The 19,447-nt window shown below is 60.7% G+C and carries 20 protein-coding genes; 10 read left to right on the forward strand and 10 right to left on the reverse strand.

Going from position 1 to position 19,447, the window contains the following annotated elements; all coding sequences use genetic code 11:
• Positions 1-36: 36 nt before the first annotated feature.
• Positions 37-693, reverse strand: coding sequence for an alpha/beta hydrolase (locus ACEN93_RS21870; protein WP_039769482.1), 657 nt, complete (start codon positions 691-693; stop codon positions 37-39).
• A gap of 467 nt (positions 694-1,160) precedes the next feature.
• Here ACEN93_RS21870 and ACEN93_RS21875 point away from each other — a divergent pair, with 467 nt between their 5' ends.
• The 4 genes from ACEN93_RS21875 to ACEN93_RS21890 all read left to right on the forward strand — a co-directional run bounded on the left by ACEN93_RS21875 (position 1,161) and on the right by ACEN93_RS21890 (position 5,323).
• The gene (locus ACEN93_RS21875; protein ID WP_007957332.1) at positions 1,161-2,192 is read left to right on the forward strand and encodes an amino acid ABC transporter substrate-binding protein; all 1,032 of its coding nucleotides are present in this window, start codon (positions 1,161-1,163) and stop codon (positions 2,190-2,192) included.
• Positions 2,193-2,257: 65 nt separating this feature from the next.
• Positions 2,258-3,439 carry an amino acid ABC transporter permease gene (locus ACEN93_RS21880; RefSeq protein ID WP_039769483.1) on the forward strand — a complete coding sequence of 394 codons (1,182 nt, stop codon included), beginning with the start codon at positions 2,258-2,260 and terminating at the stop codon, positions 3,437-3,439.
• A gap of 10 nt (positions 3,440-3,449) precedes the next feature.
• Positions 3,450-4,547 (forward strand): amino acid ABC transporter permease, encoded by a 1,098-nt coding sequence (locus tag ACEN93_RS21885; RefSeq protein WP_007957335.1) that lies wholly within the window; start codon positions 3,450-3,452, stop codon positions 4,545-4,547.
• An 11-nt stretch (positions 4,548-4,558) separates the two neighbouring features.
• A complete protein-coding gene (locus tag ACEN93_RS21890; RefSeq protein WP_007957337.1) occupies positions 4,559-5,323 on the forward strand; it encodes an amino acid ABC transporter ATP-binding protein in 765 nt (254 codons plus the stop codon).
• A 52-nt stretch (positions 5,324-5,375) separates the two neighbouring features.
• Here ACEN93_RS21890 and ACEN93_RS21895 read toward each other — a convergent pair whose 3' ends face one another.
• Together ACEN93_RS21895 and ACEN93_RS21900 are read right to left on the reverse strand one after the other, a co-directional pair.
• The gene (locus ACEN93_RS21895; RefSeq protein WP_495610495.1) at positions 5,376-5,867 is read right to left on the reverse strand and encodes a type II TA system antitoxin MqsA family protein; all 492 of its coding nucleotides are present in this window, start codon (positions 5,865-5,867) and stop codon (positions 5,376-5,378) included.
• A complete protein-coding gene (locus tag ACEN93_RS21900; RefSeq protein ID WP_074691191.1) occupies positions 5,864-6,175 on the reverse strand; it encodes a type II toxin-antitoxin system MqsR family toxin in 312 nt (103 codons plus the stop codon). The genes ACEN93_RS21895 and ACEN93_RS21900 overlap by 4 nt, the downstream gene beginning before the upstream one ends.
• A gap of 165 nt (positions 6,176-6,340) precedes the next feature.
• Here ACEN93_RS21900 and ACEN93_RS21905 point away from each other — a divergent pair, with 165 nt between their 5' ends.
• The 5 genes from ACEN93_RS21905 (at position 6,341) to ACEN93_RS21925 (ending at position 10,422) form a co-directional block, all read left to right on the forward strand.
• Positions 6,341-7,000, forward strand: a complete 660-nt coding sequence (locus ACEN93_RS21905; RefSeq protein WP_039769486.1) for a FadR/GntR family transcriptional regulator — start codon at positions 6,341-6,343, stop codon at positions 6,998-7,000.
• Complete coding sequence (locus tag ACEN93_RS21910; RefSeq protein WP_039769487.1) at positions 6,990-8,294, forward strand: CynX/NimT family MFS transporter; 1,305 nt, start codon at positions 6,990-6,992, stop codon at positions 8,292-8,294. Before ACEN93_RS21905 ends, ACEN93_RS21910 begins: the two co-directional genes overlap by 11 nt.
• A 100-nt stretch (positions 8,295-8,394) precedes the next feature.
• Entirely contained in the window at positions 8,395-8,868 is a 474-nt protein-coding gene (locus ACEN93_RS21915) for a nuclear transport factor 2 family protein (protein ID WP_064593559.1), read from the forward strand.
• 39 nt (positions 8,869-8,907) lie between these two features.
• Positions 8,908-9,210 (forward strand): GIY-YIG nuclease family protein, encoded by a 303-nt coding sequence (locus ACEN93_RS21920; protein WP_163974075.1) that lies wholly within the window; start codon positions 8,908-8,910, stop codon positions 9,208-9,210.
• A 276-nt stretch (positions 9,211-9,486) separates the two neighbouring features.
• A complete protein-coding gene (locus ACEN93_RS21925) occupies positions 9,487-10,422 on the forward strand; it encodes a glutathione S-transferase family protein (RefSeq protein ID WP_039769493.1) in 936 nt (311 codons plus the stop codon).
• A gap of 31 nt (positions 10,423-10,453) precedes the next feature.
• On the opposite strand, the gene ACEN93_RS21930 is transcribed toward ACEN93_RS21925, so the two are convergent.
• On the reverse strand, positions 10,454-10,804 hold the full coding sequence (locus tag ACEN93_RS21930; RefSeq protein ID WP_039769495.1) for a glutaredoxin family protein: 351 nt from the start codon (positions 10,802-10,804) through the stop codon (positions 10,454-10,456).
• Positions 10,804-11,808: a nucleoid-associated protein YejK gene (gene yejK, locus ACEN93_RS21935; protein WP_039769496.1), complete on the reverse strand. Its 1,005-nt coding sequence runs from the start codon at positions 11,806-11,808 to the stop codon at positions 10,804-10,806. The genes ACEN93_RS21930 and yejK overlap by 1 nt, the downstream gene beginning before the upstream one ends.
• A gap of 396 nt (positions 11,809-12,204) precedes the next feature.
• Between yejK and ACEN93_RS21940 the strand changes: the two genes are divergently transcribed.
• A complete protein-coding gene (locus tag ACEN93_RS21940) occupies positions 12,205-12,486 on the forward strand; it encodes an HU family DNA-binding protein (RefSeq protein ID WP_007957357.1) in 282 nt (93 codons plus the stop codon).
• Between the two features lie 125 nt (positions 12,487-12,611).
• Here ACEN93_RS21940 and rlmF read toward each other — a convergent pair whose 3' ends face one another.
• The 5 genes from rlmF to ACEN93_RS21965 form a co-directional block, all read right to left on the reverse strand.
• Positions 12,612-13,634, reverse strand: a complete 1,023-nt coding sequence (gene rlmF / locus ACEN93_RS21945; RefSeq protein ID WP_074691199.1) for a 23S rRNA (adenine(1618)-N(6))-methyltransferase RlmF — start codon at positions 13,632-13,634, stop codon at positions 12,612-12,614.
• A gap of 132 nt (positions 13,635-13,766) precedes the next feature.
• Positions 13,767-16,613: a valine--tRNA ligase gene (locus ACEN93_RS21950; RefSeq protein ID WP_039769500.1), complete on the reverse strand. Its 2,847-nt coding sequence runs from the start codon at positions 16,611-16,613 to the stop codon at positions 13,767-13,769.
• Between the two features lie 151 nt (positions 16,614-16,764).
• Positions 16,765-17,169 (reverse strand): hypothetical protein, encoded by a 405-nt coding sequence (locus tag ACEN93_RS21955; protein WP_039769501.1) that lies wholly within the window; start codon positions 17,167-17,169, stop codon positions 16,765-16,767.
• 8 nt (positions 17,170-17,177) lie between these two features.
• A complete protein-coding gene (locus tag ACEN93_RS21960; protein ID WP_074691201.1) occupies positions 17,178-17,606 on the reverse strand; it encodes a DNA polymerase III subunit chi in 429 nt (142 codons plus the stop codon).
• 60 nt (positions 17,607-17,666) lie between these two features.
• Positions 17,667-19,157: a leucyl aminopeptidase gene (locus ACEN93_RS21965; RefSeq protein WP_007957362.1), complete on the reverse strand. Its 1,491-nt coding sequence runs from the start codon at positions 19,155-19,157 to the stop codon at positions 17,667-17,669.
• Positions 19,158-19,447 lie beyond the last annotated feature (290 nt).

Here is a 19,447-nt window from a genome sequence, read left to right on the forward strand (position 1 = left end):
AGTGGGATGATCAAAGGGCGACCCCTGTCGCAATTGTCAGCGCAGGCGTTCGCTCAACCATGTGCCGATGTCGCGAATTTCTTCGGGTAACACTTCGTGCTCCATTGGGTATTCCTGCCATGTCACGGTGACACCATGGGCCTTGAGATACTCATAAGCCGTGCGTCCCATGGAGTTCTGCACCACGTTGTCGAACTGGCCGTGCAGTGCCAGCACCGGAATCCGCTGCTGGCTGGCGGACAACTCCAGTTCATCGCTGAACGTCGGCGCGTATGTCGATAGTGCCAGCACCCCGCCCAACGGCCCCTGCCATTTCAGGAATGCGGTGTGATAGACCACGGCGCCGCCCTGGGAAAAGCCGGCGAGGAAAATCCGCGAAGCGTCTATTCCGCTGCTTCGCTGTTCTTCGATCAATTCGATGATGCGGTCGGCGGACGCTTCCAGCTCATCGCGGTCGATTGCCCGGGCCGGGCTCATGGCTTTGATGTCGTACCAGCTCGGCATGGCATATCCGCCATTTATCGTCACCGGACGGGTCGGCGCCTGGGGCAGGACGAACCGCGTGCTCAGCAGGCTTTCCTGAAGCGCTTCGGCCACCGGCAGAAAGTCGTAGCGGTCGGCGCCGAGGCCGTGCAGCCAGATCACGCAGGCGTCTGCGGGCTTAACAGGCTGAAGAATCAAGGGCTCGGTCATGGCTGCTCCAATTGTGTGCGGGCGCTCTCATTGAGTGCGTGATTTGCGTGCGCGCCCGGCTGATCCGTTAAGAAGATGTCGCAAGGGTGCAAGTTTTGCTATTGACCTGTCACTCAATCGCTTCAGCTGCCGGTGTGGTACGGGCTTTGCTATGAGGTAGTCGTGCAATCGATCTCGCGCCTGGCGGTAACACTATCAGTGAACGCCTGGCGACGGGATAGCAAAGAATCCGGTGATGGATGTTCGCCAATGGCCGCAACGGGCTTAGCGAACGTGAAAGGGCTACCGCCCGTTCGGCCGACTGGTGAGAAGTGAGTTGTCCATGATGTGGATTGTCTCCTACTAGACTCATAGCGAAGGTCCTGCGTCGGTTGACCCCAAAAAAAGCCAACACGGGTCAACAACGCCTCAAAAGGGTGCGACTGGACTCAAGCTCCGACACAACAAGAGCAAAACTGGAGGTTTGAATGAAGATGTTGAAATCCACTCTGGCGATCGTGACTGCTGCTGCAGTACTGGGTGTCAGCGGGTTCGCTCAGGCGGGTGCAACCCTGGATGCAGTGAAGAAGAAAGGATTCGTGCAGTGCGGCGTCAGCGATGGCTTGCCAGGCTTCTCGGTTCCGGATTCCACCGGCAAGATCGTGGGTATCGATGCTGACGTCTGCCGCGCCGTGGCCGCTGCCGTGTTCGGCGATGCGACCAAGGTCAAGTTCAGTCAGTTGAACGCCAAGGAGCGTTTCACCGCGCTGCAGTCGGGCGAGATTGACATCCTGTCGCGCAACACCACCATGACCAGCTCCCGTGACGCGGGCATGGGCCTGAAATTCCCGGGCTTCATTACCTACTACGACGGCATCGGCTTCCTGGTAAACAACAAGCTGGGCGTGAAGAGTGCCAAAGAGCTGGACGGTGCAACCATCTGCATCCAGGCGGGTACCACCACCGAGCTGAACGTTTCCGACTACTTCCGCGGCAACGGTCTGAAATACACCCCGATCACTTTCGACACCTCCGATGAAAGCGCCAAGTCGCTGGAATCCGGTCGTTGCGACGTGCTGACCTCCGACAAGTCCCAGCTGTTCGCCCAGCGCAGCAAGCTGGCTTCGCCGAAGGACTACGTGGTTCTGCCGGAAACCATTTCCAAGGAACCCCTGGGCCCGGTCGTGCGTAACGGCGACGACGAGTGGCTGGCCATCGTGCGTTGGGTTGGCTACGCGCTGCTGAACACCGAAGAAGCCGGCATCTCTTCGAAGAACGTCGAAGCTGAAGCCAAAGCGACCAAGAACCCGGATGTCGCTCGTATGCTCGGCGCAGACGGCGAATACGGCAAAGACCTGAAACTGCCGAAGGACTGGGTCGTACAGATCGTCAAGCAAGTCGGCAACTACGGCGAAATCTTCGAGAAAAACCTCGGCAAGAGCACTCCGCTGGAAATCGACCGCGGCCTGAACGCGCTGTGGAACAACGGCGGCATTCAATACGCACCACCAGTGCGCTGATGGTTCTGTCACCCGGCAGGCCAACTGCCGGGTGACGTTCTGTTCCATTATTTCCGGGGCACTTCATGCAAAATTCAATCGGCGCACCAAAGCAGAGGCTCAGCCTCAGCGATCCACGAGTGCGTGCGTGGGTATTTCAGATCATCACCATCGTGGCGGTGGTCTCCCTGGGCTGGTATCTGTTCGATAACACCCAGACCAACCTGCAACACCGGGGTATCACTTCGGGGTTCGACTTTCTCGAGCGCAGTGCCGGGTTCGGCATCGCTCAACACCTGATCTCCTACACCGAAGCGGACAGTTATGCCCGGGTGTTTGTCATCGGCCTGCTCAACACGCTGCTGGTGACCTTCATCGGCGTGATCTTGGCCACGATCCTCGGCTTCATCGTCGGCGTGGCGCGCCTGTCGAAGAACTGGATCATCGCCAAACTGGCGACGGTGTACGTGGAGGTGTTCCGTAACATCCCGCCACTGCTGCAGATCCTGTTCTGGTACTTCGCGGTGTTCCTGACCATGCCGGGGCCGCGCAACAGCCACAACTTCGGCGATACCTTCTTCGTCAGCAGCCGTGGCCTGAACATGCCGGCCGCGCAAATGGCCGACGGTTTCTGGGCGTTCGTGATCAGCATCGTGGTGGCCATCGTCGCCATCGTGCTGATGAGCCGCTGGGCCAACAAGCGCTTTGAAGCCACCGGCGAGCCGTTCCACAAGTTCTGGGCCGGTCTGGCGCTGTTCCTGGTGATCCCGGCGCTGTGCGCGCTGATCTTCGGTGCGCCCGTGCATTGGGAAATGCCGAAGCTGCAAGGCTTCAACTTCGTCGGTGGCTGGGTGCTGATTCCGGAACTGCTGGCCTTGACCCTGGCGCTGACGGTTTACACCGCCGCGTTTATCGCCGAGATCGTGCGTTCGGGCATCAAGTCGGTCAGCCACGGCCAGACCGAGGCGGCGCATTCGCTCGGCCTGCGCAACGGTCCGACCCTGCGCAAGGTGATCATTCCGCAAGCGCTGCGGGTCATCATCCCGCCGCTGACCAGCCAATACCTGAACCTGGCGAAGAACTCCTCGCTGGCGGCCGGTATCGGTTATCCGGAAATGGTTTCGCTGTTCGCCGGCACCGTGCTGAACCAGACCGGTCAGGCGATCGAAGTCATTGCCATCACCATGAGCGTGTACCTGGCGATCAGTATCAGCATTTCCCTGCTGATGAACTGGTACAACAAGCGCATCGCGCTGATCGAGCGGTAAGGAATAGCGCATGAGTACTCATACTTTCAAACCCGACATGCCACCGCCGGCCAAGGTCTTCGGCCCGATGGCGTGGATCCGCGCGAACATGTTCTCCAGCTGGCTCAACACCCTGCTGACCCTGTTCGCGTTCTACCTGATCTATCTGGTGATTCCGCCGATCCTCAGCTGGGCGATCATCGATGCCAACTGGGTCGGCACCACCCGCGCCGACTGCACCAAGGACGGCGCCTGCTGGGTCTTCATCCAGCAGCGTTTCGGTCAGTTCATGTACGGCTACTACCCGCCGGAACTACGCTGGCGCGTGGACCTGACGGTGTGGCTGGCGGTCATCGGCGTGGCGCCACTGTTCATCAAGCGCGTGGCGCACAAGGCGGTGTACGGCCTGAGCTTCCTGGTGGTCTACCCGATCGTTGCCTGGTGCCTGCTGCATGGCGGCGTCTTCGGCCTCGACACCGTGGCGACCAGCCAGTGGGGCGGTCTGATGCTGACCCTGGTGATCGCCACTGTCGGCATCGCCGGTGCGTTGCCGCTGGGGATTGTCCTGGCGCTGGGCCGGCGTTCGAACATGCCGGCGATCCGTGTGGTCTGCGTGACCTTCATCGAGTTCTGGCGCGGCGTGCCGTTGATCACGGTGCTGTTCATGTCCTCGGTGATGCTGCCGCTGTTCCTGCCCGAAGGCATGAACTTCGACAAGCTGCTGCGGGCGCTGATCGGCGTGATCCTGTTCCAGTCGGCGTACGTCGCCGAAGTGGTGCGCGGCGGTCTGCAAGCGATCCCTAAAGGCCAGTACGAAGCCGCGGCCGCGATGGGCCTCGGTTACTGGCGCGCCATGGGCCTGGTGATTCTGCCGCAAGCCCTGAAGCTGGTGATTCCCGGCATCGTCAACACCTTCATCGCGCTGTTCAAGGACACCAGCCTGGTGATCATCATCGGCCTCTTTGACCTGCTCAACAGCGTCAAGCAAGCCGCTGCCGATCCGAAATGGCTGGGCATGGCCACCGAAGGCTACGTGTTCGCCGCCCTGGTGTTCTGGATTTTCTGTTTTGGTATGTCGCGCTATTCCATGCACCTGGAACGCAAGCTCGACACTGGCCACAAGCGTTAGGAGTTTTTTCGATGAGCGAAGCAATCAAAAAGCCAGTGGGCCCTGAAGGCATCATTCAGATGCAGGGCGTGAACAAGTGGTACGGCCAGTTCCACGTGCTGAAAGACATCAACCTCAACGTGCGTCAGGGCGAGCGTATCGTGCTGTGCGGCCCGTCGGGTTCCGGCAAATCCACCACCATCCGCTGCCTCAACCGTCTGGAAGAGCACCAGCAGGGCCGCATCGTGGTCGATGGCGTGGAGCTGACCAACGACCTCAAGCAGATCGAAGCGATCCGCCGCGAAGTCGGCATGGTGTTCCAGCACTTCAACTTGTTTCCGCACCTGACCATCCTGCAGAACTGCACCCTGGCGCCGATGTGGGTACGCAAGATGCCCAAGCGCAAGGCCGAGGAAATCGCCATGCATTACCTGGAACGCGTACGCATTCCGGAGCAGGCGCACAAGTACCCGGGGCAACTGTCCGGCGGTCAGCAGCAGCGTGTGGCGATCGCCCGCGCGTTGTGCATGAAACCGAAAATCATGCTGTTCGACGAACCGACCTCGGCACTCGACCCGGAGATGGTGAAAGAAGTACTCGACACTATGATCGGCCTCGCCGAAGACGGTATGACCATGCTCTGCGTAACCCACGAAATGGGCTTCGCACGCACCGTGGCCAACCGCGTGATCTTCATGGACAAGGGCGAAATCGTCGAGCAGGCGGCACCGAACGATTTCTTCGACAATCCACAGAATGATCGGACGAAGCTGTTCCTGAGTCAGATCCTGCATTGATATCTGATGAGTAAAACCAACCCGGCCTTGTGCCGGGTTGGTTTTTTGTGGGTCAGGAAACGGTGAGGGCTTCTTGTTCTTTGTGCTCGGTATACTTGAAGGCGTTCCTCAGATCCGCCCCTTCACCCAAGGCTTTCGCATCGGCGAGCAAGTGCGGATAGCGATCGAGCAGGCGCATCAGCAGCATCAACGCCTTCGGCGGAAGCACTTCGCCGCGCTCATAGCGGGAAAATGCGTTGTGTCCGCCACCAGACAGCAGTTGCACCGTTTCTTTTTGCGTCAGGTGCAATTTGCGCCGGATGCGCTTCATCTCGTTACCGATCATTTGTCGGGCAGCAATCACCAGATCATCACCGGCTTGCGTGTAGCGTTCTGCACTATCGGTATCGGCGTCCCACTCGACCTCACCGCATTTGCGACATTCCCAGCCAGCAAGGTCATCGATACGACGTTCCATGCCTTTGACACTGATGGTTTCGCCGCGGCCCTCGAAATGTGTCATTCCCTCACGTGCACCGCAGCTGAAACATTGCCGGGTCTTCATTGGTTTTTCTCCTTGAAGGAGATTACCGGTGGGCCACCTTCGGGGCGGTATGTCACCTTGATGTAAATCTCCAGATCGTGTGAGTGCGTGTGATAAACGTCTTGCCAGACTCGATGATCGTCATAGGTGGTCATCGACTTGTACAACATCCTGTTCTGCAGTTCGAAAACGATTTCTTGCATCTCTATGATGCTGAAGCCGAGATCCAGTCCGGTTTTTTCTGCGCTCTTGGTGAATGCCTGTCTTCCCCGTCGCCTGACCTCAGCCTTGATCACCACCAAGTCGTAATGGGGTGTGTTCTTTTCCATAAGAAACCAAAGCCCTGTCCCTGAAATTACCCTTAAAGGGTAATTTTGACCAATCGAAAATCCCGCTCCATTTGCCTCTCTTGACCCTAGGTGGTTGCCGTCCTACGCGGAGCTGACTAACATGTCAGAAAATTCATCCCATGATTGGATGAAAGGGCGAATCCTATGTCAGACATTTCTCCACTTATTAAGCGATCCCTGGTCGATCAGGCCTTGGATCAGTTGCGCCAACGCATCACCGACGGCACGTGGCAGGTCGGACAGCGTTTGCCGACCGAGCCCGAGCTGTGCGCCGAACTCGGCATCAGCCGCAACACCGTGCGCGAGGCGATGCGGGTGCTGGCATTTTCCGGGTTGATCGAAATCCGTCAGGGTGACGGCAGTTACCTGCGGGCGGTGGTCGATCCGATGGACACGCTCAAGGCGCTGTCCAGATGCTCGCTGGATCAGGCTCGGGAAACCCGGCACATCCTTGAAGTCGAGGCCATCGGCCTGGCGGCCTTGCGTCGGACCGACGACGACCTTGTGGCTCTGCGCGAGGCACTGGGGCACGCCGGCAGTCACTACCATGGCGACCTCGACAGCTACATCGCCTGCGATCTGGTGTTTCACCGCCGTCTGGTGGACGCCGCGCACAACCCGACCCTCAGCGAGTTGTATCGCTATTTTTCCAGCATCGTCGGCGCGCAATTGCGCCAGACCCTGAACATCGTCCCCCGTCGACAGGAAGTCTTCGATTTGCACGTCGCCTTGCTGGAGGCCGTCGAGCAACGCGACCCGGAGCGAGCAAAAGCCCTGTCGAGGCAGTTGATCAATGAACCTTGAAACCGAGAAAACCATGTCCCGCCCAGAAGTCTCCCCGGCTGCCGTTCGCAAGGCCGAGCTCGAAGAGTTGTTGATCGACGCCGAAGCCGATGACGAGCAGGTGCAGCAAAGCCATCCGCTGGTGCGGCGCCCGTGGCTGTTGCTGCTGGGGCTGATTCTGGTGGCGTTGAACCTGCGACCGGCGCTGTCGAGCATGGCGCCGTTGCTCAGTGAGGTGTCGAGAAGCCTTGGCTTGTCAGCTGCTCAGGCAGGATTGCTGACGACATTGCCGGTGCTCTGCCTCGGCTTGTTCGCCCCGCTGGCCCCGGTGCTCGCGCGGCGTTTCGGTGCCGAGCGGGTGGTCTTGGGGATTCTTCTGACACTGGCCGGCGGCATTATCCTGCGCAGCAATTTCGGTGAGATCGGTCTGTTCGCCGGCAGCGTGGTGGGTGGCGCGAGCATCGGCATCATCGGCGTGTTGCTGCCGGGCATCGTCAAGCGTGACTTCGCCAAGCATGCCGGCACCATGACCGGTGTCTACACCATGGCCCTGTGCCTGGGTGCGGCGATGGCGGCGGGGTCCACCGTGCCACTGAGTGAGCACTTCAACCACAGCTGGGCCATGGGATTGGGGTTCTGGGTGATTCCGGCGCTGGTTGCTGCGGTTTTCTGGCTGCCGCAAATCGGCCAGAAGCACGGTGCGCACAACGTTGCCTACCGGGTGCGCGGTCTGCTGCGGGATCCGCTGGCCTGGCAAGTGACCTTGTACATGGGCCTGCAATCGTCGCTGGCCTACATCGTGTTCGGCTGGTTGCCGTCGATCCTCATCGGTCGCGGGCTGACGCCAACCCAGGCCGGTCTGGTGCTGTCCGGTTCGGTGATCATCCAGCTCGCCAGTTCCCTGGCGGCACCGTGGCTGGCCACCCGGGGCAAGGATCAGCGCCTGGCGATCGTGGTAGTAATGGCGCTGACCCTTGGCGGCCTGTTCGGTTGCCTGTACGCGCCGATCGAAGGTCTGTGGGGCTGGGCGATCCTGCTGGGCCTGGGGCAGGGCGGTACGTTCAGCCTGGCGCTGACCCTGATCGTGCTGCGCTCGCGGGATTCCCACGTGGCGGCGAACCTGTCGAGCATGTCCCAGGGCTTTGGCTACACCCTCGCGTCGATGGGGCCGTTCGCGGTCGGCGTGGTGCACGACTGGACCGGCGGCTGGAACGCCGTGGGCTGGATCTTCGGCATCATCGGTGCCGGGGCAATCCTCGCCGGCCTCGGTGCCGGTCGCGCGCTGTACGTGCAGGTGACAAGCGAAAAGGTCTGACGCGCACACATTGTCGGTATTCGGAATGCGAATGCCGATAGTGTTTCGGGCGTTTGCGGATTATCGTGCTGGCAATCTGTACCTTTCCCGGAGATTGCCCATGAGTGAAGAAGCCCACAGCGCCCTGATCACCCGTTTCTACCAGGCTTTCCAGCGCCTCGACGCCGAGGCCATGGCCGCCTGCTACACCGACGACGTAGTGTTCAGCGATCCGGCCTTCGGCGAACTGCGCGGGCGCGATGCCGGCGACATGTGGCGCATGCTCACCACCCGCGCCAAGGACTTCTCCCTGACCTTCGACAACGTCCGCGCCGACGAACGCAGCGGCGGCGCCCACTGGGTGGCGACCTACCTGTTCAGCCAGACCGGCAACGTCGTGATCAACGACATCCAGGCACGCTTCGTCTTCCGTGACGGCAAGATCTGTGAACACCACGACCACTTCGACCTGTGGCGCTGGTCGCGTCAGGCGCTGGGCTTCAAGGGCCTGCTGCTTGGCTGGACGCCACTGGTGCGCAACGCCGTCCGCGCCCAAGCGCTGAAAGGGCTGAAGGCATTTCAGGCGAGTCGCTGATAAGATCGCCGCCTGTTTTCCTTACGCCTGAATTGTCCCGTGACCAGCCTCAGCGAAAATCCTCTCGACGCCGACGTTCCAGTGAGCAAGGCCTGGTTCGTCTACCTCGTACGCGCCGCCAACGGTTCGCTGTACTGCGGGATCAGCGATGATCCCGTGCGCCGTTTTGCCAAGCACCAGAGCGGCAAGGGCGCGCGGTTCTTTCTCTCAAGCCCGGCGATGGCGCTGGTCTACACCGAGCGTTGTCGCGACAAGGGTGATGCGTTGCGTCAGGAGCGGTTGATCAAGAAGCTCAGGAAGAGTGCGAAGGAATGTCTGGTGGCGTCTTATCGGCCTGATTGATCGGGGGCAGGCGGTAGAAGTCCCTGCATGTCGAAGGCGCTGCCTCAGGCAAGCGGCAGGCGAAAAAAAACCGCCTTTGCGGGGCGGTTTTTTCGGCAAGCATCGGTTTGCGGCCGCGCTTGGTGCATCTCACTGAATACACTGGCGTGGCTGAAGACTATTCGCCTTTGCGCCCATTATCAACCTGACTGATCAGTTCCCATCAGCCGGATCCGTAGGCTGCGAACGAATTGCGCGCTAAGCTGCTGGCTCACTTTCTGTGCGGCGGAGCCGAGCATGTCCGAGTTGATTCTGCATCATTACCCGACCTCTCCATTCGCCGAAAAGGCCCGGCTGCTGTTGGGTTTCAAGGGCTTGTCCTGGCGTTCGGTGCACATCTCGCCGGTGATGCCGAAGCCGGACCTGACTGCCCTGACCGGTGGCTACCGCAAGACCCCGGTGCTGCAGATCGGCGCCGATATCTACTGCGACACCGCGTTGATCGCCCGCCGCCTCGAGCAGGAAAAGGCCCAGCCGTCGTTCTTCCCGGAAGGTCAGGAGATGATCGCCGCCAGTTTTGCCGCCTGGGCCGATTCGGTGGTGTTCCAGCATGCGGTGAGCCTGGTGTTCCAGCCGGAATCGGTGGCGGTGCGTTTCGGCAAGTTGCCGCCGGAAGCGATCAAGGCGTTCCTCGCCGATCGGGCCGGGCTGTTCAGTGGTGGCAGCGCGACCAGGCTGTCGGCCGAGCAGGCCAAACACAACTGGCCGACTGTCATGGCACGTCTGGAGCAACAGTTGCAGCGTGAGGACGGTGACTTCCTGTTCGGTGAGCCTTCGATTGCCGACTTCGCCATGGCCCATCCGCTGTGGTTTCTCAAGGCCACGCACGTGACGGCGCCCTTGGTGGATGCTTATCCGGCAGTGTCGGCGTGGCTGGGGCGTGTGCTCGGTTTTGGCCATGGCGCGGCCAGCGAGATGAGCTCGGAGGAAGCACTGGAGATCGCGCGCAGTTCGAAGCCAGCGGCGTTGCCGGACGAGGAATTCACTGATCCGAACGGGTTCGTGGCAGGTCAGCAGGTGCTGATCGCCGCGACAGACTACGGCGTTGATCCGGTGGCCGGTGAGCTGGTGTTTGCCGGTCGAGAGGAGCTGATCCTGCGCCGTGAAGACGAACGTGGCGGGGTGGTGCATGTGCACTTCCCGCGTTTCGGTTTCCGAATCGAGAAACGCTGAAACAAATGAGGGAGCTCTTGGGCTCCCTCGTTCATTTCAGTGCAGCGAGAATCTCGTCCGGATCGAACCCGCGAATCAACGTGCCATTGACGTCGATCAGCGGGATCCCGCGCCCGCCCAGCGCTTCGTACGCCTTGCGTGCCTCGGTATCCTTCTCGATATCGAATTCCTTGAACGCAATGCCTTTCTGATCGAGAAAACGCTTGGTCTGCTTGCAGTAGCCGCACCAGTCCGTGGCGTACAGCACGACATGGGCGTTGGCGCGAACCTGCTCGGACGACATCTGCGACGGGTTGAACACCCGCTCGATCTTGCCCCAGTTCTGATAGACCACAACCACCAGCAGAACCAGCAGAACCTTTTTCAGCACATTGCCGAGCATCAGTTGCGGCGCTTGAGCTGATCGGTCAGCGAGGTCGGCAGACCTTTGATGACCAGGGTCCCGGCTTCTTCGTCGTACTCGATTTTCGAGCCCAGCAGGTGCGCTTCGAAGCTGATCGACAGGCCTTCGGCGCGACCGGTGAAGCGGCGGAACTGGTTGAGGGTGCGCTTATCCGCCGGGATCTCCGGCGACAGGCCGTAATCCTTGTTGCGGATGTGATCGTAAAAGGCTTTCGGGCGTTCTTCGTCGATCAACTCCGAGAGTTCTTCCAGGCCCATTGGCTCGCCGAGCTTGGCCTGGCTGCTGGCGTAGTCGACCAGGGTCTTGGTCTTCTCGCGGGCGGAATCTTCCGGCAGGTCTTCGCTCTCGACGAAGTCGCTGAAGGCCTTGAGCAGGGTGCGGGTCTCTCCGGGGCCGTCGACGCCTTCCTGGCAGCCAATGAAGTCGCGGAAGTACTCCGAGACCTTTTTGCCGTTCTTGCCCTTGATGAACGAGATGTACTGCTTGGACTGCTTGTTGTTCTGCCACTCGGAAACGTTGATCCGCGCTGCCAGGTGCAGTTGACCGAGATCGAGGTGGCGCGACGGCGTCACATCCAGTTCATCGGTCACCGCCACGCCTTCGCTGTGGTGCAGCAGGGCGATGGCCAGGTAATCGGTCATGCCTTGCTGATAGTGGGCGAACAGCACGTGGCCGCCGACCGACAGGTTCGATTCTTCCATCAGCTTTTGCAGGTGCTCGACCGCGACCTTGCTGAACGCAGTGAAGTCCTTGCCGCCTTCCATGTATTCCTTCAGCCAGCCGCTGAACGGAAACGCACCGGACTCCGGATGGAACAGCCCCCAGGCTTTGCCCTGTTTGGCGTTATAGCTCTCGTTGAGATCGGCGAGCATGTTCTCGATGGCTGCGGACTCAGCCAGTTCGGAGTCACGGGCGTGCAGAACTGCGGGTGTGCCGTCGGGTTTTTTGTCGATCAAATGGACGATGCAATGACGGATCGGCATAGGCTTCTCGGCTGGTGGAAGGGAGGAGGGCGGGCTCCCCCGAAAAAGCGCCCAGTGTACCGCAACCACTGGATTTGGCGCGGGGTGAAGGGCAAATCCGGGTCAGCCGACCGCCCTTATGCATTTATTTACCGATTTAGCGCAATAAACCTGACCATTTGGCTAGCTGGAGGCGGATATTTCCTTGTCTCTGTGCTAGTTTTGCCCGGTCTTGTGCGAAGTCACCGCGACAAGCATGCATTCAGCTTTTGTCAGGTCGAACCAAACCTTGATTTCGGCATCTATAACCCCGACTCGTCGTGGTTATCGCCGAGGGTGCCAGATCCAGAAGATCGGGCTCGATGGCTGACACTGCACTCTGCAATCCATATGAATTTGATAGGGAAGGAACACTACATGGCTCTTACTAAAGACCAACTGATCGCCGACATCGCTGAAGCTATCGACGCGCCGAAAACCACCGCGCGTGCCGCTCTGGACCAACTGGGCCAAATCGTTGCCGATCAGCTGGAAAACGGTGCCGAAATCACTTTGCCAGGTATCGGCAAGCTGAAAGTGACCGAGCGTCCTGCCCGCACTGGCCGTAACCCATCGACTGGCGCTGCCATCGAAATCCCTGCCAAGAAAGTGATCAAGCTGGTTGTGGCTAAAGGCCTGACCGACGCTGTGAACAAGTAAGACGCAGCGATAAAAGAAAACCGTGCACCGGAGTGATCCGGGCACGGTTTTTTTGTGCCTGCCGATTGTGTTTCAGCAGTAGCAGCGGCTGCTTTGCGAATTAGCGCCGCCCCAGCTGAAACGTATTACGTGCGCACCCAGCGTTCGCGCCGCCAGATCTGCTGCTCGGACTTGGTCTGGAAAGTCCAGGCGACGAAGCGGCTCTGCTTTTGCCCCTGTGACATCTCCACCACCTGGCTTTCCAGCGCGCCGGCCTTCTTCAGCGCGGTTTCGATGGCTGGCAGGTTCGAGGCTTTGGAGACCAGGGTGCTGAACCACAGCACCTTGTGCGCAAAGTTCGCGCTTTCGGCGATCAGTTGCGTCACGAAACGCGCTTCGCCGCCTTCACACCACAGCTCGGCCGACTGACCGCCGAAGTTCAGCACCGGCAGTTTGCGTTTCGGGTCGGCCTTGCCCAGGGCTCGCCATTTACGCTCGCTGCCCTTGGTGGCCTCTTCCATCGAGGCATGAAACGGCGGGTTGCACATGGTCAGGTCAAAGCGCTCGCCGGGTTCCAGCAGGCCGATCAGGATGTGCTTGCGATTCTCCTGCTGGCGCAGCTGGATGACCTTGTTCAGGTCATTGGACTGGACGATAGCCCTGGCGGCGGCCACGGCGGTCGGATCGATCTCCGAGCCGAGGAAGTGCCAGCGATATTCGCTGTTGCCGATCAGCGGATACACGCAGTTGGCGCCCATGCCGATATCCAGCACGTTGACGATGGCGCCGCGCGGAACCACGCCGTCGTTGTTGCTGGCCAGCAGGTCAGCCAGGAAGTGGATGTAGTCGGCACGGCCCGGCACCGGCGGGCATAGATAATCGGCCGGAATGTCCCAATGCTGGATGCCGTAGAACGACTTGAGCAGCGCCCGGTTGAACACACGCACTGCATCGGGACTGGCGAAGTCGATGCTTTCCTTGCCGTACGGGTTGGTGATCACGAACTTCGCCAGTTCCGGCGTGGTCTTGATCAGCGCCGGGAAGTCGTAACGACCCTGATGGCGATTGCGCGGATGCAGGCTGGCCTCTTTACGCGGCGCCACGGGCTTGGCCGGGGTGGCGGAGTCAGGCTTCTTGCGCGCAGGTTTCGGTGTACGTGGGGCGTTCATGGGCGTGGTCGATTCGGGTAGGGCTGAAAGTGGCGGCCATTGTCCCACAGGGAGCCGTGTTGTTGGCCGGAAAAGTGCCGGGCACAAAAAAGGGAGGCCGTTGCGGGCCTCCCTTTTCAGTGCGATACGCCGTTACAGGCTGGCAATCCGCGCGTGCTGCTCGGCCAGTTTGCCCAAGGCCTGTTCAGCCTCGGCCAGTTTGGCGCGCTCCTTCTCGATGACTTCGGCCGGGGCCTTGTCAACGAAACCGGCGTTGGACAGCTTGCCGCCGACCCGCTGGACTTCGCCCTGCAGACGCAGGATTTCCTTGTCCAGGCGCGCCAGCTCGGCGCCCTTGTCGATCAGACCGGCCATCGGCACCAGCACTTCCATCTCGCCAACCAGCGCGGTCGCGGACAGCGGCGCTTCTTCGCCGGCGGCCAGTACGGTGATCGATTCCAGACGCGCCAGCTTCTTCAGCAGCGCTTCGTTTTCGGTCAGGCGACGCTGGTCTTCAGCGCTGACGTTCTTCAGGTAGATCGGCAGTGGCTTGCCCGGGCCGATGTTCATTTCGCCACGGATGTTGCGCGTGCCGAGCATCAGACCCTTGAGCCATTCGATGTCGTCTTCGGCCGCCGGATCGATACGCTCTTCGTTGGCCACCGGCCAAGGTTGCAGCATGATCGTCTTGCCCTGAATGCCGGCCAGCGGCGCGATGCGCTGCCAGATTTCTTCAGTGATGAACGGCATGAACGGATGCGCCAGGCGCAGCGCCACTTCCAGTACCCGAACCAGTGTGCGACGGGTGCCGCGCTGGCGCTCGATCGGTGCGTTTTCGTCCCACAGCACGGGTTTGGACAGTTCCAGATACCAGTCGCAGTACTGGTTCCAGATGAACTCGTACAGCGCTTGCGCCGCCAGGTCGAAACGGAACTGATCCAGTTGACGGGTCACTTCGGCTTCGGTGCGTTGCAGTTGCGAGATGATCCAGCGATCCGCCAGCGACAGCTCGTAGGCTTCGCCGTTCTGGCCGCAGTCTTCGCCCTTGTCCAGAACATAACGCGCGGCGTTCCAGATTTTGTTGCAGAAGTTGCGATAGCCTTCGACGCGGCCCATGTCGAACTTGATGTCGCGACCGGTGGACGCCAGCGAGCAGAAGGTGAAGCGCAGGGCGTCGGTGCCGTAGCTGGCGATGCCGTCGGCGAATTCGTCACGGGTCTGCTTCTCGATCTTCTTCGCCAGTTTTGGCTGCATCAGACCGGAAGTGCGTTTCTGCACCAGGGTTTCGAGCTCGATACCGTCGATGATGTCCAGCGGGTCCAGGACGTTGCCCTTGGACTTGGACATCTTCTGGCCCTGGCCATCACGCACCAGACCGTGCACGTAAACGGTCTTGAACGGAACCTGCGGCGTGCCGTCCTCGTTCTTGATCAGGTGCATCGTCAGCATGATCATCCGGGCAACCCAGAAGAAAATGATGTCGAAACCGGTAACCAGCACGTCGGTGGAGTGGAATTTCTTCAGGAACTCGGTCTTTTCCGGCCAGCCCAGGGTGGAGAAGGTCCACAGGCCCGAACTGAACCAGGTGTCGAGAACGTCGTTGTCCTGTTGCAGCGCAACGTCCGGGCCGAGGTTGTGCTTGGCGCGCACTTCGGCTTCGTCGCGACCGACGTAGACCTTGCCCGACTCGTCGTACCAGGCCGGAATCCGGTGGCCCCACCACAGCTGACGGCTGATGCACCAGTCCTGGATGTCGCGCATCCACGAGAAGTACATGTTTTCGTACTGCTTCGGCACGAACTGGATGCGACCATCTTCAACGGCAGCAATCGCAGGCTCGGCCAGCGGCTTGGTGGACACGTACCACTGGTCGGTCAGCCACGGCTCGATGACGGTGCCGGAGCGGTCGCCTTTCGGCACTTTCAGGTTGTGGTCGTCGACGCTGACCAGCAGGCCGGCGGCGTCGAACGCGGCAACGATCTGCTTGCGCGCTTCGAAACGCTCGAGACCGGCGTACTCGGCCGGAATCTTGCCGTCGATGCTGTCGTTCAGCGTGCCGTCGAGGTTGAACACCTGCGCTGCCGGCAGCACGTTGGCGTTCTTGTCGAAGATGTTCAGCAGCGGCAGGTTGTGGCGCTTGCCGACTTCGTAGTCGTTGAAATCGTGGGCCGGGGTGATTTTCACGCAGCCGGTGCCGAATTCAGGATCGCAGTAATCGTCGGCGATGATCGGAATGCGGCGGCCGACCAGCGGCAGCTCGACAAATTTGCCGATCAGGGCTTTGTAGCGCTCGTCGTTCGGGTTCACCGCGACGGCGGAGTCGCCGAGCATGGTTTCCGGACGGGTGGTCGCGACAATCAGGAAATCGTTGCCTTCAGCGGTTTTCGCGCCGTCGGCCAGCGGGTATTTCAGATTCCACAGGAAACCTTTCTCGTCGTGGTTTTCCACTTCGAGGTCGGAAATCGCCGTGTGCAGTTTGGTGTCCCAGTTGACCAGACGCTTGCCGCGATAGATCAGACCGTCTTCGTGCAGGCGCACGAAGGCTTCCTTAACGGCTTCCGAGAGGCCGTCGTCCATGGTGAAGCGCTCGCGGCTCCAGTCCACGGACGAGCCGAGACGGCGGATCTGACGGCTGATGTTGCCGCCGGACTGATCCTTCCATTCCCAGACTTTCTCGAGGAATTTTTCGCGGCCCAGATCGTGGCGATTCTGGCCCTGGGCTTCGAGTTGACGCTCCACCAGCATCTGCGTGGCGATACCGGCGTGGTCGGTGCCCGGCTGCCACAGGGTGTTGCGACCCTGCATGCGGCGGAAACGGATCAGGGCGTCCATGATCGCGTTGTTGAAACCGTGACCCATGTGCAGGCTGCCGGTGACGTTCGGCGGCGGAATCATGATGGTGTAGGAGTCGCCCGCGCCTTGCGGGGCGAAGTAGTTCTCGGACTCCCAGGTGTTGTACCAGGAAGTTTCAATGGCGTGCGGCTGGTAGGTCTTATCCATGCGCGGCGGGACCCTATTGGCATTTATTCAGGAAAAGCCGGGAAGTATAGCTGGGGGGGCAGCGGCAGGCTACAAGCTGCGAGCCGCAAGCTATTGTCTGCGGACTCAGGCAGCTGTGGATTTCAGAAGGTATGCGGCTTTTGCTCGCCGCTTAAAGCTTGCCGCTCGAAGCTGCGGCGAGAAGCCGTTCCATCCGCGCCTCGAGGCGACGTTTGATTTCGGTTTCGATGTGCGGAGCGAAGTCGTCGATCACGTCCTGCATGATCAGTTGCGCAGCGGCGCGCAGTTCGCTGTCCAGGTGCAGGATAGCGTCGGGGCCTTTCTCCACAGGCGCAGCGGCAGATTGCGGAGCAGGCGTTGGCGCGGGTGCAGCTTCGACGGCTTGCGGTGTGTTGTCGACCGAATCGAACAACATCGGAATCTGTTCCTGTTCGCCATCATCGACCGTGTCGGTCAAAAGCGGCGGTTGCAGGTTGTCATCGCCGAGCAACTGGCGGATCGACTCGAGGTCGTCCAGCAGGTGCGCGGGTTTTTGCAGCGGTTTTGGAGTGTCCATCGGCGTACTCAGAGTCGCTGTAAACGGTGGTCTTGCAGAGGATAGCCCTGTTCGCGGTAGAAACGGAAACTCTCCCGCGCCGCAGTGCGGATCGCCGGATCTTCCACCACCACCTCGGCAACGCGGGCGAATTTATTGGCGAAAACCGGGACTTTCAGGTCAAGGTTGACCAGTAAGTCTGTGTGCTGGCCGCAGTCATCGCCCAGTCCCAGCACGATCAGTCCTTCCGGTTCGCTGTCGGCCGGGCCATGAGGCACGAAGGTTTCGCCCTTGAACGCCCACAGTCGCGCATCGAGATCATCACGCTGGGCGGCATCGCTGCAATGCAGGTAGATGCGGTGGCCCATGCGCCAGGCTTTATCGGTGAGCTTGCAGGCAAAATCCAGACGCGCCGAAGGGTCGGCACTGGGCAGGATATAAAAGTCGACTTTGGTCATTGCGGTTCCTGAGCCTCGAACGGCGCCACCCGAAGGCAGCGCCGCCCAGGTTCATCGGTTTCAGGCTTTGGCGCGATCCAGCAGGTATTGAGTCAGCAACGGAACCGGACGGCCGGTTGCGCCCTTGTCCTTGCCACCGCTGGTCCAGGCGGTGCCCGCGATGTCCAGGTGCGCCCAGTTCAGGTTCTTGGTGAAGCGCGACAGGAAGCACGCGGCGGTGATGGTGCCGGCCTTCGGACCGCCGATGTTGGCGATGTCGGCGAACGGGCTGTCCAGTTGCTCCTGGTACTCATCGAACAGCGGCAGTTGCCAGGCGCGATCGTCGGCAGCCTTGCCGGCGCTCAGCAGTTGCTCGATCAGTTCGTCGTTGTTGCCCAGCAGGCCCGATGTGTGGGCGCCCAGCGCAACCACGCAGGCACCGGTCAGGGTGGCGATGTCGATCACCGCCTGCGGTTTGAAGCGCTCGGAGTAGGTCAGGGCGTCGCACAGCACCAGACGGCCTTCGGCGTCGGTGTTGAGGATTTCCACGGTCTGGCCGCTCATGGTGGTGACGATGTCGCCCGGACGCGAAGCAGTGCCGCTCGGCATGTTCTCGGCGCAGGCCAGGATGCACACCAGGTTGATCGGCAGTTTCAGTTCCAGCACGGCGCGCAGGGTGCCGAACACGCTGGCGGCACCACCCATGTCGTATTTCATCTCGTCCATGCCGGCGCCCGGTTTCAGGCTGATGCCGCCGGTGTCGAAGGTGATGCCTTTACCGACCAGTGCGTACGGCTTCTCGGATTTCTTGCCGCCGTTGTATTGCATGACGATCAGGCGCGGCGGCTGGGCGCTGCCCTGGCCGACGGCGTAGAACGAACCCATGCCCAGGGATTTGATCTTCTTCTCGTCGAGGACTTCGACTTTCAGATCCTTGAACTCTTTACCGAGGTTTTTGGCCTGTTCGCCGAGGAAGGTCGGGTGGCAGATGTTCGGCGGCAGGTTGCCCAGGTTACGGGTGAATGCCATGCCGTTGGCGATCGCGGTGGCGTGGTTCACGGCGCGTTGCACTTCGGCCTGAGCGGCCTTGATGGTCAGCAGGGTGATTTTCTTCAGGGCGCGCGGTTCGGCTTTCTGGCTCTTGAACTGGTCGAAGGTGTATTCGCCGTCGACCAGGGTTTCGGCCAGCAGACGGGTCTTGCCGTAGCTGTCGCGGTTCTTGACGATGATTTCATCGAGTGCCAGTACGGCGTCGCTGCCGCCCAGGCCTTTAAGCGTGTTGAGGATGCCGGCAACGATCTTGCGGAACGGACGGTCGCCCAGTTCTTCATCCTTGCCCACGCCGACCAGCAGCACGCGTTCGGCTTTCAGGTTCGGCAGGCTGTGCAGCAACAGGCTCTGGCCGACCTTGCCGGCCAGGTCGCCACGCTTGAGCACGGCGCTGATGGCGCCGCCGCTCAGTTCGTCGACCTGTTTGGCGGCAACGCCGAGTTTGCGGCCTTCGCCGACGGCAACCACCAGGGTGGCGGTTTTCAACGTTTCTGGGCTAACGCTTTTTACAACCAGTTCCATGTCCGGATCCCTGAATGAATGGTCAACACGCAGGCGTTCGACGTGTCCGCCGTCGCCTGCTTATAGAGAGAAGAGGCGCAGGCCAGTGCCTGCGACAGAGGCGGCAGTTTGAACCTCGCTCACCGCGCCTGACAACCCTCGGTTGTACGATCTTCAACGGATTGCATGCTTGCGTGAGTGTGCGCAGTGACAGGCGCCCTCAATCACAGGATAATGCCGCATCTTTTTTCGACGGCTCTGCCTTGCGGGCCCGTCGATACGTTTGCTTGTTTGGCCGCCTTAGCCTGACA

The organism is Pseudomonas sp. Pseusp21 (assembly GCF_059492145.1).

Coding starts and splice junctions, on each gene's coding strand:
- ACEN93_RS21950 (WP_039769500.1), bottom strand. CDS start 16,613: ATGGATAAGACCTACCAGCCGCACGCCATTGAAACTTCCTGGTACAAC.
- ACEN93_RS21960 (WP_074691201.1), bottom strand. CDS start 17,606: ATGACCAAAGTCGACTTTTATATCCTGCCCAGTGCCGACCCTTCGGCG.
- ACEN93_RS21915 (WP_064593559.1), top strand. CDS start 8,395: ATGAGTGAAGAAGCCCACAGCGCCCTGATCACCCGTTTCTACCAGGCT.
- ACEN93_RS21925 (WP_039769493.1), top strand. CDS start 9,487: ATGTCCGAGTTGATTCTGCATCATTACCCGACCTCTCCATTCGCCGAA.
- yejK (WP_039769496.1), bottom strand. CDS start 11,808: ATGCCGATCCGTCATTGCATCGTCCATTTGATCGACAAAAAACCCGAC.
- ACEN93_RS21890 (WP_007957337.1), top strand. CDS start 4,559: ATGAGCGAAGCAATCAAAAAGCCAGTGGGCCCTGAAGGCATCATTCAG.
- ACEN93_RS21870 (WP_039769482.1), bottom strand. CDS start 693: ATGACCGAGCCCTTGATTCTTCAGCCTGTTAAGCCCGCAGACGCCTGC.
- ACEN93_RS21965 (WP_007957362.1), bottom strand. CDS start 19,157: ATGGAACTGGTTGTAAAAAGCGTTAGCCCAGAAACGTTGAAAACCGCC.
- ACEN93_RS21940 (WP_007957357.1), top strand. CDS start 12,205: ATGGCTCTTACTAAAGACCAACTGATCGCCGACATCGCTGAAGCTATC.
- ACEN93_RS21880 (WP_039769483.1), top strand. CDS start 2,258: ATGCAAAATTCAATCGGCGCACCAAAGCAGAGGCTCAGCCTCAGCGAT.
- ACEN93_RS21875 (WP_007957332.1), top strand. CDS start 1,161: ATGAAGATGTTGAAATCCACTCTGGCGATCGTGACTGCTGCTGCAGTA.
- rlmF (WP_074691199.1), bottom strand. CDS start 13,634: ATGAACGCCCCACGTACACCGAAACCTGCGCGCAAGAAGCCTGACTCC.
- ACEN93_RS21910 (WP_039769487.1), top strand. CDS start 6,990: ATGAACCTTGAAACCGAGAAAACCATGTCCCGCCCAGAAGTCTCCCCG.
- ACEN93_RS21955 (WP_039769501.1), bottom strand. CDS start 17,169: ATGGACACTCCAAAACCGCTGCAAAAACCCGCGCACCTGCTGGACGAC.
- ACEN93_RS21900 (WP_074691191.1), bottom strand. CDS start 6,175: ATGGAAAAGAACACACCCCATTACGACTTGGTGGTGATCAAGGCTGAG.
- ACEN93_RS21930 (WP_039769495.1), bottom strand. CDS start 10,804: ATGCTCGGCAATGTGCTGAAAAAGGTTCTGCTGGTTCTGCTGGTGGTT.
- ACEN93_RS21885 (WP_007957335.1), top strand. CDS start 3,450: ATGAGTACTCATACTTTCAAACCCGACATGCCACCGCCGGCCAAGGTC.
- ACEN93_RS21905 (WP_039769486.1), top strand. CDS start 6,341: ATGTCAGACATTTCTCCACTTATTAAGCGATCCCTGGTCGATCAGGCC.
- ACEN93_RS21895 (WP_495610495.1), bottom strand. CDS start 5,867: ATGAAGACCCGGCAATGTTTCAGCTGCGGTGCACGTGAGGGAATGACA.